Origin of the sequence: Cupriavidus sp. OV096, from assembly GCF_900115455.1 — a bacterium.
Lineage (GTDB): Bacteria > Pseudomonadota > Gammaproteobacteria > Burkholderiales > Burkholderiaceae > Cupriavidus.
The window spans coordinates 486,825-501,617 of record NZ_FOWM01000002.1; the positions used below are offsets into that span (position 1 = coordinate 486,825).

The 14,793-nt window shown below is 64.7% G+C and carries 14 protein-coding genes and 1 pseudogene; 3 read left to right on the forward strand and 12 right to left on the reverse strand.

Annotated elements, in window-relative coordinates:
* Positions 1-67: 67 nt before the first annotated feature.
* Positions 68-1,390, reverse strand: coding sequence for an HdeD family acid-resistance protein (locus tag BM115_RS06250; protein ID WP_092291721.1), 1,323 nt, complete (start codon positions 1,388-1,390; stop codon positions 68-70).
* A gap of 231 nt (positions 1,391-1,621) precedes the next feature.
* On the opposite strand from BM115_RS06250, the gene BM115_RS06255 reads away from it, so the two are divergent.
* Positions 1,622-2,329, forward strand: coding sequence for a hydrolase (locus BM115_RS06255; RefSeq protein ID WP_092291722.1), 708 nt, complete (start codon positions 1,622-1,624; stop codon positions 2,327-2,329).
* 222 nt (positions 2,330-2,551) lie between these two features.
* Here BM115_RS06255 and BM115_RS06260 read toward each other — a convergent pair whose 3' ends face one another.
* The 5 genes from BM115_RS06260 to BM115_RS06280 form a co-directional block, all read right to left on the reverse strand.
* On the reverse strand, positions 2,552-3,226 hold the full coding sequence (locus tag BM115_RS06260) for a TetR/AcrR family transcriptional regulator (protein WP_092291724.1): 675 nt from the start codon (positions 3,224-3,226) through the stop codon (positions 2,552-2,554).
* 119 nt (positions 3,227-3,345) lie between these two features.
* A complete protein-coding gene (locus BM115_RS06265) occupies positions 3,346-4,995 on the reverse strand; it encodes a cation acetate symporter (RefSeq protein WP_092291726.1) in 1,650 nt (549 codons plus the stop codon).
* The gene (locus tag BM115_RS06270; RefSeq protein WP_092291728.1) at positions 4,992-5,351 is read right to left on the reverse strand and encodes a DUF485 domain-containing protein; all 360 of its coding nucleotides are present in this window, start codon (positions 5,349-5,351) and stop codon (positions 4,992-4,994) included. Before BM115_RS06270 ends, BM115_RS06265 begins: the two co-directional genes overlap by 4 nt.
* 35 nt (positions 5,352-5,386) lie before the next feature.
* Positions 5,387-6,610, reverse strand: a complete 1,224-nt coding sequence (locus tag BM115_RS06275) for an FAD binding domain-containing protein (RefSeq protein WP_092291730.1) — start codon at positions 6,608-6,610, stop codon at positions 5,387-5,389.
* Positions 6,607-7,086: a VOC family protein gene (locus BM115_RS06280; protein WP_092291732.1), complete on the reverse strand. Its 480-nt coding sequence runs from the start codon at positions 7,084-7,086 to the stop codon at positions 6,607-6,609. Before BM115_RS06280 ends, BM115_RS06275 begins: the two co-directional genes overlap by 4 nt.
* A 262-nt stretch (positions 7,087-7,348) precedes the next feature.
* On the opposite strand from BM115_RS06280, the gene BM115_RS06285 reads away from it, so the two are divergent.
* On the forward strand, positions 7,349-8,263 hold the full coding sequence (locus tag BM115_RS06285; protein ID WP_092291734.1) for a LysR family transcriptional regulator: 915 nt from the start codon (positions 7,349-7,351) through the stop codon (positions 8,261-8,263).
* 1 nt (position 8,264) lies between these two features.
* Here BM115_RS06285 and BM115_RS06290 read toward each other — a convergent pair whose 3' ends face one another.
* The 4 genes and pseudogenes from BM115_RS06290 to BM115_RS06310 form a co-directional block, all read right to left on the reverse strand.
* Positions 8,265-9,377, reverse strand: coding sequence for an alkene reductase (locus BM115_RS06290; protein WP_092291736.1), 1,113 nt, complete (start codon positions 9,375-9,377; stop codon positions 8,265-8,267).
* 46 nt (positions 9,378-9,423) lie between these two features.
* Positions 9,424-10,626, reverse strand: coding sequence for an MFS transporter (locus tag BM115_RS06295; protein WP_218158017.1), 1,203 nt, complete (start codon positions 10,624-10,626; stop codon positions 9,424-9,426).
* Positions 10,627-10,737: 111 nt separating this feature from the next.
* A pseudogene (locus tag BM115_RS06300) lies at positions 10,738-11,042 on the reverse strand (xanthine dehydrogenase family protein molybdopterin-binding subunit); the annotation flags it as partial.
* 328 nt (positions 11,043-11,370) lie between these two features.
* Positions 11,371-12,123 carry a hypothetical protein gene (locus BM115_RS06310; RefSeq protein ID WP_092291740.1) on the reverse strand — a complete coding sequence of 251 codons (753 nt, stop codon included), beginning with the start codon at positions 12,121-12,123 and terminating at the stop codon, positions 11,371-11,373.
* Positions 12,124-12,410: 287 nt separating this feature from the next.
* Between BM115_RS06310 and BM115_RS06315 the strand changes: the two genes are divergently transcribed.
* On the forward strand, positions 12,411-13,118 hold the full coding sequence (locus BM115_RS06315) for a hydrolase (protein ID WP_092291742.1): 708 nt from the start codon (positions 12,411-12,413) through the stop codon (positions 13,116-13,118).
* On the opposite strand, the gene BM115_RS06320 is transcribed toward BM115_RS06315, so the two are convergent.
* Complete coding sequence (locus BM115_RS06320; protein ID WP_092291744.1) at positions 13,105-13,917, reverse strand: IclR family transcriptional regulator; 813 nt, start codon at positions 13,915-13,917, stop codon at positions 13,105-13,107. The two genes, BM115_RS06315 and BM115_RS06320, sit on opposite strands and share 14 nt — an antisense overlap.
* On the reverse strand, positions 13,914-14,729 hold the full coding sequence (locus BM115_RS06325; protein WP_092291746.1) for an IclR family transcriptional regulator: 816 nt from the start codon (positions 14,727-14,729) through the stop codon (positions 13,914-13,916). The genes BM115_RS06320 and BM115_RS06325 overlap by 4 nt, the downstream gene beginning before the upstream one ends.
* Positions 14,730-14,793 lie beyond the last annotated feature (64 nt).

The following is a 14,793-nucleotide window of genomic DNA, read 5'->3' on the forward strand; positions in this document are numbered from 1 at the left end:
TTTTTTATCTGCGGCATCGGCGCCTGTGTCGGATGGCAGCGTGGCTGGTCAGGAACCGTCCGGTGAACTAGCGCGACTGGCGCCCGGATCGTCGTGCAGTCAGCCCGTCCAGCACCGTCGCCCAAGCGAAGGGGCGCGGATCGGCCAGCATGCTCATGGCGCGCGCGTAGTCGAGCGTCAGGCCGGGCGTCCACGCCATGGTGGTAGCGCGCTTGCGCAGATGGGCGGCAACCCACAGTTCCGGCGTCAGAAGCAGCCGCAACAGCGGCCACCAGCCATCGAGGCGCGCCCAGACGCGCGCGGCGGCGCCCTCCAGCGCGGCGTCCAGCGCTTGCGCCACGGTACTTGAGCAGTTGCGGTGCGTCAGGTTGTAGGTGGTGTTCTGCCGATCGTCGTGCCAGAAGGTTCGCAGGCGTTCGGCATCGTAGTTGCGAATGCGCACCTGCACCGTGGACGGACACCACGCGCTTGATTCGGTGGGATAGTCCGGCTGGAACAATCCGGGCACGTCGTTCTCGCGCGTGGCGCGCAGCAGGCGAGCAAAATCGTCCGGAGAGCGGTCGATCTCGACGGCCGGATAGAGGCTGATATAGATCCCCTCCGGCGACTCCAGCGCGGCATGGCCTGTCGAAATGACGCCGTCGCGGTCCACGGCGGCGATGTAGCGGTCGATGATCGGCTGGCGCTGCGCCTCGGCCTTGGCGGTGCCCACCGGCGTCCACACATGAACGATCAACGCGCGCTCGTCTGCGGCAGGCGGGCCGCGCCATGTCGTCAGCCGCCGTCTGGCAGCCCCGTCCGACGTGAACGCCGGATCATCCCTCGAGCCAGGACCGGCGGGCAGACGCCGTACGCGCGACGCCAGCAGCAACATGTTCCAGCCGCCGAAGATCAACCCGAGCCCCACGCAGTACGGCACCGTGCCAACGTAGTGAGTCGGATAGGGTTGGATGAAGAAGATGGCAAGCGCGATTTCGAGCAGGCCGCCGGCCATTGCCAGACGCCAGGTGCGAAAGCGCACGACATGCGCCGAAGCCACCTGCAGCAGGCCATCGGCAAGAAACAGCGTGCCAAAGATCAACGACAGGATCATGTGGCCATGGTGATGGCCGGCCAGCACGAGAATCGCCGCCACACTGAAGGCGACGCCCTTGACGTAGCGCAGCGTCCGCTGCCCGCCCATGCCGGTCGAGGCCACGGCCAGCGTGGCCAGTCCTTCGAGCAGCAGCAGCCAGGCGAAGGGCTCGATCGGAAAATCGAGTTTGCCGTCCAGCGCATCGACGAACAGCACGGTGCCCACCACCATGCTGACCGCCCCGGCCCAGGCCAGCCCCTTCCATCGGGTACGCAGGTAATCGACTCCCAGCAGCAGCATCAGCAGGCGGACCATCGGCAGCTCCGGCGCCGTGTCAAGAACGGCTCGGGTGGAGTCTATCGTGCAAAAGCGCGGTGGAAAAATCCAATTTCAAAAAATTTGAATAACTACGTGAGACTTCAGCGGATTTACGTCACTTATCGCCCCGTATAGTTCATCCCATCGCAACGCCACAACAAAACAACGGCGAACAGCGAAAAGCAATAAAACTGAATGAATCAACCTTTAGCTACCGGAGAAACCACCATGTCGAACGCCACCAACGCCAAGCTGCAAGTCCTGACCCCGCGCAACAGCCAGCTGATCATCATCGACCACCAGCCGCAGATGGCCTTCGGTGTGCAGTCGATGGACCGCCAGACCATGAAGAACAATGTGGTGGGCCTGGCCAAGGCGGCCAAGATCTTCGATGTGCCGACGACGATCACCACGGTGGAGTCCGAGTCGTTCTCCGGTTACACCTACCCCGAAATCCTCGACGTCTTCCCGGGCCAGCAGACGCTGGAACGCACCTCGATGAACTCGTGGGATGACCAGAAGGTGCGCGACGCGCTGGCCGCCAACGGCCGCAAGAAGATCGTCGTGGCCGGCCTGTGGACCGAGGTCTGCAACACGACCTTCGCCCTGAGCGCGATGCTGGAAGGGGACTACGAGATCTACATGGTGGCCGATGCCTCGGGCGGCACGACCAAGGAAGCGCACGACTACGCCATGCAACGCATGATCCAGGCCGGCGTGGTGCCGGTGACGTGGCAGCAGGTGCTGCTGGAATGGCAGCGTGACTGGAAGAACAAGGAAACGTACGACGCCGTGACCGGCCTGGCCAAGCAACACTCGGGCGCCTACGGCATGGGCATCGACTACGCCTACACGATGGTCCACAAGGCCGCGCAGCGCACGCAGACCCCGCACGCGTCGATCGCGCCGGTGCATGCGCCGGTGACCGAATACTGATATCCAAGGTGGGTGGCGCGGCATCAAGAGCCGGGCCACCCTGACTGGGCACAGGCAAAAAACGGTAGCCGCAATGACATGCAATCACAAACTTGGTCGTAAGCTGGAAATGGCTGCCGTCGCCTTCGCGACGGGGTTCTCCTCTCACGCGCACACCTCTTCGTCCCTCGGTATGCTGGCTGGAACACTGGCGGTTTGCGCCATGATGACCCAGCGGTTTGTTTATCCAGCGCTTGCGCGCAATGCGCGCATTGCCGCCGGGGCGCCATGCAGGAACATGTCTACCTTCTGACGGATCATGGCGTCCATGTCGGTCGGGACCTTGAGACCATAGATCCACTTGCGGACGCCGATATAGAAGATGGCCGCGTGCAGGCTCCAGATCATCTCGATCTCCGCCTCAGTCTCTTCAGCTTTGCGCGGTGCCTCAATCCCGAATGCGTCCCTGACTTCGGCCAGCACAGGCAGGAAGACCTTGCTGCGCAGCTTGCCGAGGTACTTCTTGTTGATGCCTTCGTGCGTCAGGCCGGCAAAGATGAACAGCCGGATCCATTCTTCGCGGAGGATCACCGATGAATAGTCGAGGTAAAAAGCATGGAGCCGCTCCGCCAGTGGCATCGAGCGGTCGGTGATTTGCCGATCCCAGTCAGGACGCCATTGGAAGACCTCGTTGTACACGCGCTCGATGAGGGCTTCCTTGCTATCGAAATAACGATAGAGCAGGGGTTGCGTCACACCGATCTGTCGGGCCAGCTCCCGGGTACTGCCGCCAAAGCCGTTTCGGGTGAAATGTTCGATCGCCTTTTCGACGATCTGCTTCTCGCGTTCCTCGGGCAGCAGCCGTCGCGCAGACTTGACGGGCGGCTCTTCCGTGGTCGATCCAGTACCTGAGTCCATGACGTTCTCTCTCGCGAATGCGATGCCGATGATGTCCGGATTCTACCAATCGACCGATAAATGGGAAGATGGGCGACTGCAGAAGGTCTGCGCCGCCCGCTCCCGATGGTGGCTGCAGCCTAGTTAACGGTCTTCCTGCCGAGGCCCAGCTCACAATCCACGCGCTGATTCTGATACGCCGCGCGTTCCCATGCCCCCCGTGCCGACCGGTCGGTCACCGAGAATACGTAGATGCCGGCAAATGCCACCAGCATGGAGAACAGGGCCGGATATTCGTACGGATAGATGGCCGAGGCGTGCCCCAGCACCTGCACCCAGACGGTCGGGCTCAGGATCGTCAGTACTACGGCCGTGATCAGTCCGAGCATGCCGCCGACGACCGCGCCGCGCGTGGTCAGCCCGCGCCAGTAGATCGACAGCAGCAGCACGGGAAAATTGGAACTGGCGGCGATCGAGAATGTCAGGCTGACGATGAAGGCGATGGTCTGCTTCTCGAACAGGATGCCGAGCAGGATCGACAGCACACCCAGCACCAGCGTCGTCATACGCGACACCCGCATCTCGTCCTTGTCGGACGCCTTGCCCTGGCGGATCACCGTCGCATAGAGGTCGTGCGAGATGGCGGAGGAGCCCGCCAGCGTCAGCCCGGCAACCACGGCCAGGATCGTCGAGAACGCCACCGCACAGATAAAGCCGAGGAAGACGTTTCCACCCACCGCATGAGCAAGATGCACGGCCACCATGTTGACCCCGCCAATCACGGCGCCGGCGCTGTTGTGGTACAGCGGATCCTGGGCGACCAGCGCGATCGTGCCAAAGCCGATCACGATGATCATGGCGTAGCCCATGCCGACGATGCCGGTGGCGTAGAGCACGCTCTTGCGCGCGGCCTTGACGTTGCTGACGGTAAAGAAGCGCATCAGGATGTGCGGCAGGCCGGCAGTGCCGAAGATCAGCGCCAGGCCCAGCGACACGGCTGACACCGGATCCGAGACCAGGCCGCCGGGACGCATGATGGCGTCGTGCTTGCCATGTGCGGTGATGGCGTGCTCGAACAGGGTATTCAGGCTGAAGCCGAAGTGGCGCATGACCATGAAGGCCATGAAGGCGCAACCGGCCAGCAGCATGACGGCCTTGATGATCTGGATCCAAGTCGTGGCCAGCATGCCCCCGAAGAACACGTAGACCACCATCAGCACGCCGACCAGGACCACCGCCGAGGTGTAGTTGAAGCCGAACAGCAGCTCCACGAGCTTGCCGGCGCCCACCATCTGCGAGACCAGGTACAGCAGCACGATCACGATCGAACTCAATGCCGAGAAGCCGCGGATAGGCCGCTGCCTGAGCCGGTATGACAGCACATCGGCCAGCGTGTAGCGCCCCAGATTGCGCAGGGGTTCGGCGATCAGGAACAGGATGATGGGCCAACTGGCCAGGAATCCGATGGAATAGATCAGGCCGTCGTAGCCGCTGGTAAAGACCAGCGCCGAAATGCCGAGCAGCGATGCGGCAGACATGTAGTCGCCGGCAATCGCCCAGCCATTCTGCATGGCCGTGATCTTGCCGCCGGCAGCGTAGTGGTCGGCCACGCTGTGGTTGCGCTTGGCCGCCCAGCGTGTCACGACCAGTGTGGCGGCGACAAACGCGACGAACATGGCAATGGCGATCAGGTTCAGGCCCTGCCCGACCGGTGGCGTGGCCGCCAGGGCGGGAGTGGCCGCGACAAGCGGCGCAAGCAGGAGGGAAGCTGCAATCAAGGCGCGGTTCATGACGGTTCTCCCTCGCGGATCTGCGCAATCATCCTGTCGTAGACGGTGTTGCTGCGATACACATAGATGGCCACCAGTGCGAAGGTGAAGGCGAACATGCCGAACCCGATGGGTATGCCGACGCTCATCGGCTGGCCTGCTGTCAGCGGCGCAGCAAGCAGGTCCGGACGAAAGGCCAGGGTGAGAATGAAGCCGAAGTAGACCGCCAGCATCGCGGCGGTGAGCGACCAGGAAAAACGACGGCGCGCGCGCTGCAGACGCGCGAAGCCTGGCTCGCTCAGGAGGGGATGCGGGACCACGGGCGGGTCCGTTTCGGCAAGATCAAGATGGATTGGATAGGCGGCGGCTTGGGGCATGATGTTGTCTCCGGTACGTTGTTTTGCGGCGTAGGTCAGAAGCGCCGTGAGACGGCGGTCTCGCGCATGACTGCCTCGGGCGTCCGATAGCGTTCGGCCATCTCGCGATCCTGTTCACCCTTGAGTTGCGCCTGCATATAGGCCCCCAGATGGCGTGCGTGCTCGACGACCGCCCGGCCTACCTGGACGCGCTCGGTGCTGTACGCCTCGAGCGCCGTTTCGACGGACGGATGTCCGGCCAGCGCGCGGACCAGTGCGATGGCGTCGCCGGCCGCTTTCGTGACACCCATGCCGCAATGCGGGCGAGCCACGAACGCGGCGTCGCCCAGCAGCGCGATTCGGCCGAAAGCCATGCGAGGCACGGTCAGGTCGAAGATCGGCTGGAATAGCGGTTGGGGGGTCTTCGTGACGATTTCCGCGAACTGCGGCGCCAGCAGATCGGATGCGGCGCTTTCCATGTCGTCGAGCACCTCGGGGCGGATCAGGCTCGGCGGAATGCCATTGGCCCAGGTCTTGCCCGCGACGTCGGTCAGCAGGTCAGGGAGTTCGTCTTCCTCGCGCGTGGCGCGATACCACACGAAGTTGTAGCGGCGGCGGCCCGGCGCGATGCTGTTGCCGTCGCCTGCCACCGGATAGCCAAGGATTTGCTCGTGAGCCGGCAGGCAGAAGGCAAACTTGTCGAAAATGGCCGCGTGCGTGCCGGGCGAAATATCGGCCTCATCGACCAGCCCGCGCCAGGCAACATATCCGGCGTACTCCAGGCCGACCGAAGGCAGTAGCTGTTCGCGTACCCCCGAGCGGAAGCCGTCGGCGGCAATGACCATGTCGGCCCGGTGCGTCGAGCCGTCCTGCAGCGTGACGACCGCATGGTCGGCATGAGAATCGACCGCGGTCACGGTAGCGCCGGTGCGATAGGCGCCGGAAAACGCCTTGCCCAGCACGTCATACATCTTGCCCCAGGCCGTCAATGTCTGGGGCATCTGGCGATCCGATACCACAGCGCCATCGCGGGCGAGTGTGACCCGGGTATCGACGTGAACGCCAATGCTGTCGTCGACGACCACGCCGGCGGTGGCCAGTGCCTCGAACAGTTCCGGGTGCGTGACGATTCCGGCGCCACGCCCGGTCAACGCTTCGGGTGTCCGCTCGAAGACCTCGACCTCCCAGCCTTCGCGCTGAAGCATGCTGGCGGCAAACAGACCGCCGAGCGATCCGCCGACGACGATCGCCCTGGGTTGCCTTTGCAGTGCGGATTTCATGCCTCGACTCCCGTTGTAGCTTGCGCCGGATGCGGCAATGCCAGGCCCTCCACCTCGGTGGATGGGTAGTTGAGCTCGATCGTGACGCCCGAAGGATCCTCAATGAAGACCTGATGGAGGCCAAGGCTCGGGACGGTGCGGTCACGCCAGGCGATGCCCTCGGCGCGGAGGATGTTCCACATCTGCGCGACGCCAGTGGCCAGGAAGGCGATGTGGTCGAGCGTGCCGGTGCCGGATGCGGGCAGGGACTTGTCGCCGAGGTAGGCCGCCAGCCCCGAAGGATTGGCGGGATCGATGCCAATGATGTGCACGCATCCGTAGTCACGCTCGTCATCGCCCATATAGAGCCAGGCGCCGGGAAAATCGAACGGGGGGCGGAAGCCACGCCGGAAGCCCAGCACGCGTTCGTAGAACGCGCAGGACCGTTCCAGGTCGGTGGTGCGAATGGAAAAATGCGCAAGTTTGGTCAGTGCCATCGTCGCCTCCTTTAAATTATCGATCGATCAGTGATCGGTTGATAAATGATAGGGCGGAAGGCGCGACAGGCCAAGGGGCGGGACGGGTGGGACTTACCCTGATTCGACGAGCTTCCGCGCGGTGTCGCGCCTGGCTCACAAAGCAGGTCGGATCAAGGAGTGGCATCATCTGCCGGAACGCGAGCGTGTCGCATAGTTCATATCGCGATCTGCATCACGCTTCCCGAATGACCAATCGTTATCAATCGATCATCCCTGGAAGATGGACAAGCTGCTTGCACTGAAGATGTTCGTGGAAACCGTGGATGCGAAGGGCTTCTCCGCCGCAGCACGACGCCTGGAGCTGGCCACATCGTCGGTCACGCGCGCGCTCGACGGCCTTGAGGCATCACTGGGGGCGGTCTTGCTGAATCGGTCCACGCGGCTCATCACGGTCACGGAGGCCGGCGCAGCCTATTACCAGCAGGCCCGGAAGATTCTGGATGCCGTGGAGGAAGCCGACGCGTTGATTGCGGATCGGGGCGAGGAGCCGGTTGGGCGCTTGCGCGTATCGCTACCCGTGGCGTTTGGGCGGCGATGCATCGCCCCCTATCTTGGCGATTGGCTGGCGAAGTTTCCGAAACTCGAGGTCGAGGTGACGCTGACCGACGACATCGTCGACCTGATCGGCGAGCGGATTGACCTGTCCGTCCGGCTGGGCAGCCCGGCGTCTTACGACAGTGTCATCGCGCGGGAGATCGGCAGCTTCCGCCGTCGCGTGGTGGCTAGCCCGGCCTATCTGGAGAGCCAGGGTGTGCCCGCTGAGCCCGGCGAGTTGCTCCATCATCGCTGTCTGCGATTCAGCTATGGCGCGCGGGATCAGGTGTGGACCTTTCGCCAGGACGGCAGTGAGACGACAGTTCCGGTCAATGGCCATTTCCGCAGCAACAACGCCGAGGTATTACGCGAGATCGCGCTGGCGGGCGGGGGCATCGGCCTGTTGCCGGACTGGCTCGTCGATGACGATATTGACAATCGTCGGCTGACGCCGTTGTTTGACGCATGGTCTGTCAATCCTGACCAGACAAGCTCCGCCATCTCTGCGCTGTATCTGCCGAACCAGCGCGGCTCGCGACGGATTGCCGCGTTCCTGACATTCCTGGCGACATTGCCCGGGCCGACACGCCGCCAGGAATGACTCAGGCAAGTGCCGGATAGTCGGTGTAGCCGACAGTCGTGCCGCCAAAGAACGTCGCCGGATTGGCGGCATTCAGCGCCGCCGAGGTCTGGAGACGGCGGGGCAGATCGGGATTGGCGATGAACGGCCGTCCGAACGCGACGATGTCCGCGCGCCCGTCGGTAATCGCACGTTCTGCAGAGGCGCCGTCGTAGCCGCCAGCCACCATCAGCACGCCGTGGAATTCGGCACGCATCCTGCGCATGATGGCATCCCAGCGTGGGTCAGCCGCCTCGTCCTTGACCGTACCGACCATCGCCGGCTCCACCAGGTGCAAATAGGCCAGCGACTCGTCGTTGAGGCGGCGTGCGATGTAGGCGAACGTGGCCTCAGGCGTGGCATCGCCCATGCCCATGAAGCGGCCCATCGGCGTGAGCCGCACGCCCACGCGCTCCGCACCGATCTCGGCCGTCACGGCGTCCACCACCTCCAGTAGCAGGCGCGCGCGGTTCTCGATGCTGCCGCCATAGGCGTCGGTGCGAAGGTTGCTGTCAGAGTTGATGAACTGGTCCAGCAGATAGCCATTTCCCGCATGGATTTCCACGCCGTCCATGCCCGCCTCCATGGCATTGTGCGCGGCCCGGCGGTAGTCATGCACGATCGCCGCGATACCCTCCACGGTCAGTGCCTGTGGCGTCGGGATGTCGCCCCACACGCCGTTCCCGTCGGCGTCGACGATGAACGTCTTGCCGGGCACCGGGAGCGCGCTCGGCGCCACCGGCAGCGCGCCGCCGGGTTGAAACGACGGGTGCGAAACCCGGCCAACGTGCCACAGTTGCAGGAAGATCCGGCCAGCTTCGGCATGGACGGCGTCCGCCACGGCACGCCAGCCCTCGACCTGCTCGGCGGTGTAGATCCCAGGGGTCCACGCATAGCCCTGGCCTTGCTGTGAGATCTGGGTGGCCTCGGTAATGATCAGTGCCGCTGAGGCGCGCTGCCGGTAGTACTCGACATTCATGGCATTGGGCACATTACCGGGCTGGCCAGCGCGCGAGCGCGTCAATGGCGCCATGGCGACGCGGTGAGTCAGTTGCAGCTGCCCGATTGTGATGGGCGAGAACAGATGGGATGTCATGATGATGACTCCGGTCAATGAATGGTTCGAAGAAGGAGCGAGCTGCTCAGCGGCGCGAAGCGAGGGCCATGGCCAGCAGCGAGACCAGCGCAAGACCACTGCCCGTCGCGACGATGCCGGACCAGCCGATATGCGTGTAGAGCACGCTGGCGACGGCCGATCCCACCGCGCCCCCGGCGAAGATGGCGGTCATGTACAGCGCGTTCAGGCGTCCACGGCTGGTGGCATCGAGCGCATAAATCGCACGCTGACCCAGCACCATGTTCATCTGCACGGCAAAGTCGAGCACGATGCCGGTCAATGCAAGCCAATAGACGCCGCCTGTGCCGCCGACCAGTCCGGGGAGGAAACTGATGACAGCAGCGATCATCGCCAGGTAAGAGGCGATGCGCGTATAGCCCGAATCTGCCAGCCGGCCGGCGATCGGTGCCGCCACAGCGCCCAGCGCGCCAACCAGTGCAAAGACGCCAATCTGCGATTGCGAGAGGCCATAGTGGCTGACCAGCTCGAGGGGTGCGGCAGTCCAGAACAGGCTGAACGCGGCAAACAGCAGCGCCTGGTACAGCGAGCGCTGGCGCAGCACCGCATAGCGCGTGAACAGATGCCACAGGGAAACCAGCAGGCCGCCATAGGTGCCGCGATGCTCGGGCATGCGGCGCGGAATCGTCGCTGCGATGATGGCCACCGTCGCCAGCGTCATCGCGGCGGCGATAAAGAACACCGCACGCCAGCCGAAGGCCTGTGCCAGCAGGCTCGACAATGGCCGGGACAGCAGGATTCCGGAGAGCAGGCCGCCCATGATCGTGCCCACGGTGCGCCCACGCAGCGCTTCGGGCGCAAGGTGCGCCGCCAGCGGAATCAGTATCTGCACGCTCACGGAGCTCAGGCCAAGCAACAGCGACACCAGCAGGAACAGTCCTGGCTGCGACGCGGTGGCGGCGCCCACAAGGCTGATGGCGGCGGCCACGCCACTGATCAGCAGCAGGCGCCGGTTCTCGTGAAGATCTGCCAGCGGCACCAGAAAGAAAAGACCGACGGCATAGCCAATCTGGGTCAGCGACACGATGACGCTGGCGCTTTGGGCCGACAGCCCCACCGTCGGCGCAATCATCTCGATGATGGGCTGGGCGTAATAGAGGTTGGCAACCAGCACGCCGGCACACAGCGAAAACAGCGCGACCAGCGCGCCGGCCATCGGGACTGGCGCAGGCGCGGCGCCGGGCGTGAGGGGGGAAGTTGTGGATTCCATGGCGTTGAGGGACAGGTTGCAATGGGGAGAGCTTAGGCGCCGGAAAGCGCAATTTGAATCACAACGGGGAGCAAATCAGCGTTGCGCGGGATGCAACGCCTCCCTCGGTACTTAGGGCGCGATCCTGGCCTGCAGCGTCTCGCCGCCCAGTGGCATATCGCGCAGCCTCACGCCCGTGGCATCGACCAGTGCGTTGCCGATGGCACCGGCGGTCGGGCCCATCGCGGCTTCCGCCACGCCCCGGGAATGGTGCGCCTGGACGATCGATCAGATGCACATTGACCTGCGTGGGGTACCGCCGAGAACCGCATGATTGGATAGGTTCCCCAATCGAAACTGCGAATGCCGGTCGTGTCGAAGCGCAACTGTTCATAGAGTGTCCAGCTGGCAGATTGCAGGATGCCGCCCTCGGGTTCGCAGCGGCGCCATGCCGGATGCCCGGCGACAGGAAATCGCCGCAAGCAGCCCGGACTGGCGGTGCGACGCCGTCGAATTCTTCGTCACGCGGATCTCGTTCGATTCCCTCGACAAGGCGCGTGCTGCAAGTCTGAGCGATGTACCGACCAGGCTTCGCCTGCCCGAGGCGGACATTGATCGCCTGATCGATGCGGGAAGGGATGCGATCCTCGGCAACCCGGTGATCCGCGAGTTCGAGCGCGAGGCGACCGGGGCGCGACAGTCCAGCGCCCCAAGAAATAACGGCCGCGATCTCTCGCGGCCGTTTTTGCTTTCCAGCGGGGGTTTTTACTGCGCCGATCCCGCCGCCGCCGTACCCGCCACCTTCGGCACCGCCGGTGCGGCCCGTTCCATGAAGAACGCGCCACGCAGCTGCGAGGTGGCCGCGCGGGTGCCTTCGTCCACGGCGCCCATCAGGTTTTCATATTCCGGGGCCTGGTCCCAGTCGCCCTTGGCGGGATTGTGGTTTTCCACCCTTTCATACCATTCGAGCTTGTTGGTCGACAGGTCCACCAGCTGTCCGGTCAGGGAGATCAGGGCCGTCGGCGGGGTCAGCGGCAGGAAGCCGTAGTAGTTTCGGACCGTGCCCAGCGAGGTGGCGCTCACCAGCAGCAGCTTGTCCGCCTTGTACTTCCGGGCCAGCGGGCGATAGTCACGCAGCGCCACGCCATCGCCCGAGCCCTCCGTGAACTTGGAGAGGGACTCCGTATCGATCGGCTCCTCGATCATCACGACCTTGATCTGGCGCGATTCCAGGCCCTGGGCGAATTCCTTGGGCAGGCCGCTCACCTTCGAGAAATCCTGCTTCTGCAGGCGGTCGACGATGGCCTTGGCGTTGGCCCGGTTGATGGCGTAGTCCAGGATGCCCTGCGCGCCCAGCATGACCTGGTTCGGCTCGGGCAGCTTCTCGAGGGCGACCGCGACGGTCTTCTCCTTGTTCTCGAACAGCGCGCTGGTGGCCGGAATCGGCTTCTGTACCACTGCGCAACCCGCGAGGGCGGTAACGGCCAGCAGCAGCCCGGCGAGGTAACGACGACCCATGGTTTCTCCTGTTTTTATCGGATGAGGGAAAGACATGAGATCGATAACGTCCGGCAGGGCCTGACATTGAGCCCCGGGAAGTGGGGTAGACATGCCCCGGGGGTCGCGCGGCGGCGTAGAGAGATCCAATTTCAAAAAATTTGAATAAGTGCGTGAGACTTTGGCGGCTTTTCGGCACTTATCGCCCCGTATAGTTCATCTCATCGCAACGCCACAACAAAACAACGGCGAACAGCGAAAAGCAATAAAACTGAACGAATCAACCTTTAGCTACCGGAGAAACCACCATGTCGAACGCCAACAACGCCAAGCTGCAAGTCCTGACCCCGCGCAACAGCCAGCTGATCATCATCGACCACCAGCCGCAGATGGCCTTCGGTGTCCAGTCGATGGACCGCCAGACCATGAAGAACAATGTGGTGGGCCTGGCCAAGGCGGCCAAGATCTTCGATGTGCCGACGACGATCACCACGGTGGAGTCCGAGTCGTTCTCCGGTTACACCTACCCCGAAATCCTCGACGTCTTCCCGGGCCAGCAGACGCTGGAACGGACCTCGATGAACTCGTGGGATGACCAGAAGGTGCGCGACGCGCTGGCCGCCAACGGCCGCAAGAAGATCGTCGTGGCCGGCCTGTGGACCGAGGTCTGCAACACGACCTTTGCCCTGAGCGCGATGCTGGAAGGTGACTACGAGATCTATATGGTCGCCGACGCCTCGGGCGGCACGACCAAGGAAGCCCACGACTACGCCATGCAACGCATGATCCAGGCCGGCGTGGTGCCGGTGACGTGGCAGCAGGTGCTGCTGGAATGGCAGCGTGACTGGAAGAACAAGGAAACGTACGACGCCGTGACCGGCCTGGCCAAGCAACACTCGGGCGCCTACGGCATGGGCATCGACTACGCCTACACGATGGTCCACAAGGCCGCGCAGCGCACGCAGACGCCGCACGCGTCGATCGCCCCGGTGCATGCGCCGGTCATCGAGCGCTGATCGTCGGACCTGCCACAGGCGCGCCGAACCGCCAGGACAGCCGCTGCGCGGCCTGGCGGACCAGCGCGGCGGTGCCGCTGTCCGTGGCGCTGTCGAAGCTGCCGCTGCTGCCCATGACCGCGATGACGATGGCCAGCACTCCGGTATGGTCGAACACCGGCGCGGCCAGCGTGTCGATGCCGGGCACCGGCTTGCTGACGGCGTTGTCGATCCCTGTCGCTCTCACCGCCTTCAGCCGGTTGGCATAGCCCGCCGGCGTCCCGCCCGGGGTGCCGGCCATGCGGATGGCGTCCTGCGCCAGCGCGCCGGCCAGTACGTCGGCCGGCAGATGGGCGGCGAAGGTCCGCCCGATCGCCGTGTTGACCATCGACAACACCGTGCCAACCCGCAGGCTCACATGCTGGGGTCGCGCCGCTTCCTCCAGCCGGATCACGGTGGGCCCCAGCGGGCCAAGCACCGCCATCGCCACAGACAACCCGGTGGCATGGGCCAGGGCGATGATCTCCGGCTCGGCCTCCCGGGTGGGCGACAGCCGCTGCAGCGCCACCAGCCCCAAATCCAGGCTCAACGCCCCGGCCACGAAATCCCCCGATGCATTGCGCGACAGCAGCCCGATCTTCTGCAGGCTGACCAGATGCGGAAACGCCTTGGCCGGCACCATGCCGGCCGCGCGCGCCAGTTCGCCCAGCGGCAGGGGCCGTCCGGCCGCGACCAGTGCCATCAGCAGCTGCCCCGTGTTGTCGAGCGACTGGATGCCGCGTTGCGGCTTGGCGCCGCCGGGGAGCGTGTCGTCGTTCATGCGGGCGCCTTGTCGATGTTGGCGGCGATGGCGGAGGCGATGTCCTCCGCGGCGTCGCGCAGGGCGGCGGCCACCGGGCCGGTCCAGTCCACGTCGATGCCACCCGTGGAGCCGATCACCGTTAGCACCAGCCGTAGCGCGCCATCGCCATCCCGCAACGGCACGGCGAGGCTGCTCACGGCGGGGCTGGGCGAGTCGATGCTGCGCTCCATGCCGCGCGCGCGGATGTCCTCTAGCTGATGCAGGAAGCCGGGCAGGTCGGCGCCCTGCGGATGCTGCCGCGCCCAGATGTCCTGCCAGTGCCCGGGCGGCTGGAACGCGCAGTAGGTGCGGCCGGTGGCGGTGGCGGCGAGCGCCATGACCGTGCCGACGTGCAGGTTCACATGCAGCGGCGTGCCGGCGTGGGCGTAATGGACGATGGTCGGCCCCTGTGGCGTAGGCAGGCTGATCGCCACGCTGAAGCCGATGCGGGCGGCCAGCGCCTGCACGCGCGGCACGGCGGCGCGATAGGCTGGATCGTGGTCGAGGTGAAGCATGCCGAGCCGCAGCGCCAGCGGGCCGGGCTCGTAGTAACCGTCGATATGGTCGCGCTTGATCAGCCCGAGCCGCGTCAGGCTGACCAGATAGGTGTGCGCCTGCGCAGGCGCCAGTTGGGCGGCGGCGGCGAGGTCGGCCAGCGACATCGGCCGGCGCGCGTCGGCCAGCGCGCGCAGCACGCGGCCGCCCACCTCCACGCTCTGGATGCCGCGCTGCGTGCGCTCGGTGCTGTCGGCGCTATCGGTACTGTCGATGCTGTCGATGGGTGGGGCCATGCGGCGTCTGCCCGGGGTCCATGCTGGGGAAGCCCAGATAGTAATGGAATCCCTCCGGGAAACC